The sequence below is a fragment of the Variovorax sp. 20P10.2.4 genome, from assembly GCF_058244205.1.
This window is the reverse complement of sequence record NZ_JBZAYE010000890.1, coordinates 1-2,383: the sequence shown is the minus strand read 5'-3', so window position 1 is coordinate 2,383 and position 2,383 is coordinate 1. Positions and strand designations below refer to the sequence as shown.

The 2,383-nt window shown below is 73.3% G+C and carries 1 pseudogene; it reads right to left on the bottom strand.

Features of this window, described 5'->3' with window-relative positions:
- Positions 1-2,383, bottom strand: a pseudogene (locus AC27VN_RS39045) (hemagglutinin); the annotation flags it as partial.

Below are 2,383 nucleotides of genomic sequence, written 5' to 3'. Positions count from 1 at the left end.
TGGCGACGCGGGTGCGCCCCATGCCCGGCAGGTCGAGCACCGCCTGCGCGCCCGAGGCATCGAGCCGGGCGCCGGGCCGCACGATCACGTAGGCATCGGCCGAGGTGGCGACGGCCCGGTCGTGGTCGATCTCGCCGCCGATCGTGATGCGGCCGCCGCCATCCACGACGCCGTAGCTGCGCCCCTGCACGTCGGTGGCCGTGTGCGCGCGGCCCGACACGTCGAGCACCGCGTTGTCGCCGATCCAGATCGAGCGCTCGTGCACCTTGCCGTCGACCTCCGTGGTCGACACGGCCGGATCGACGAAGCCATGCTGCTGTTGGCGCACGTCGATGCTGCCGCCGTGCGCGACCAGCACGGCGTCGATGGTGATCTGGCCGGCGCCGCGCAGCGCGATGGCCTGCCCGGGATCGACCTCGATGCGCGCGCCGCGCCCCACGGTCAGCGGGCTGGCGGCCGGATCGATCTCGGTCAGCAGGTTGCGCCCGGCCTGCAGGCCGAGGCTCGCGCCCTTGCGCTGCAGCAGCACGCCGTTCGCGGCGTCCTCCTGGTAGAGCGGCGGAGTCCACAGCTCGAGGGCCCGTGCCGTGCCGCTGGCGGTCGCCACGTGGCGCGCGTCGTCCCGCAAGCGCAGCACGGGCATGGTCACGTCGACCTGCGTGCCCTCGGCCACGCTCAGGCCCTCGCTGCCGGCGATCTCGTAGGCGGAGAAGCCCTTGTCGAAGAAGCCGCCGCCCAGCACCAGGGTGCCCGGGCCGGCATCGGACGGCTGGTCGGACACCAGCACCCTGGCGGCCTCCAGCGCCAGCGTGCCGCCGCCCGCGACCCCGTGGCCGCGCAGCTGCGCCTCGGGATCGAGCTGGAGCGTGGCGGTGGGCGTGGTGGCGGCCAGGGTCACGCTGCCGCCCTTGCCACCCAGCGCCTTGCCGCCCGTGCGCAGCACGGCGCCGGACGACACGTCGATGACGCTCGCGCGCCGCAGCGCCACGTCGCCGCTGCCGCGGATCGACACGCTGCCGCCGTTGGCGTAAGCGAGGTCCTGCGCGGACGGGTCGAGCTCGAGGTTGCGCCACAGGCCGCTCGCGTCCAGCTTCACGCCCTCGGCCAGCGTCACGTCGCCGACCGCCGTCGCGGTGTTCACGAGGGTGTCGACACGGCCGCTCGTGCCCAGTTGCGACAGCACGTTGCCCAGCACGATGCTGCCGCCGCGCGCCGTCAGGTGGGCCTGCACCGCGACCTCGTTGCCGTACAGCGTGAGGTTGCCGCCCGCGGCCACCTGCAGCTCGGCATCGACCTCGATCCGGCCGCGCGCGGCGATGCGCACGGCGCCCAGCGCCATGCCGTTGAGCTGCGCGGTGTCCAGCACCAGCTTGTCGCGGCGTTCGGCCGGCAGCGCCGTGCCCAGGTCCAGCCCGGCCGCGATGCGCTCGCTCGTCGCGCCCAGTTCGACCCGCTCCAGCGTGGCACTGAGCACGTGGCTCACCTTGCCCGTGCTGCGGTCGAACATGGGCACATAGCCGCCGATGACCAGCTGGCCGCGCCGGGAGGCCGCGTCGTGCGACTGGTCGTAGCCATCGAGCCCCGCCTGCGGGGCCTGGGTCTGGCGCGCGCCCTGGAAGGCTTCGCTGACGATGTCGCCCTCGAGCACCGCCGCGGCGGTGGAGACGACCAGCGTGCCGGCGTCGCGCCCGACCGTGTAGCCGTTCTCCAGCCGCTTCTGCGGGCCGATCAGCGGGTTGTAGAAGAAGCCGGTGGTCTTGTCGCCCCAGCGCTTGTGCGCGTCCTCGAAGCCGCGGTAGAGCCCCTCGTAGCGCTGGTCGCCCGGCGCCTTCGACACTTCGTGGAGGCGGCCGTCCACGCCCTTGAGCCAGGTCTGGCGGATGAAGCCGGTCTGCACGTCGAGCGTGCCGCCCGAGAGGTTGATGCGCGAGCCGCCCTGCGTCACGAGCTCCGCGCCGCCGAAGCTGACGGTGCCGCCCTGCGCCATCCATTCGCCGACGCCATGGCCCTCGGTGCCCAGGTAGCCGCCCACCTCGAGCAGGCCGCCCGCGGTGTACCAGCGGTCGCTGGCATAGCCGTTGGTGCCCTTGGGCACGAAGACCAGGCTGCGCCGGTCGATCCACACGTCGTTGTTGTTGAGGCTCTTGCCGTCCCGGTTGAGCGGCGCATCGCGCTGCTCGTTGCCCTGGACGTTGACCTTGAGGTTGTTGCTCTCCATGGCCAGGTTCACGCCCACCGCGCCCGACACGTCGATCTGCGCGCGATCGCGCACCAGCGCGCGCCCGGCCGCGCTGACCGCGATCTGGCCGCCCGTGGCGAGCGTCAGGGAGTCGGCCTGGAAGTCGACCGTGCCGCCGCTGGCGATCTCGATGCGCGACTGGTC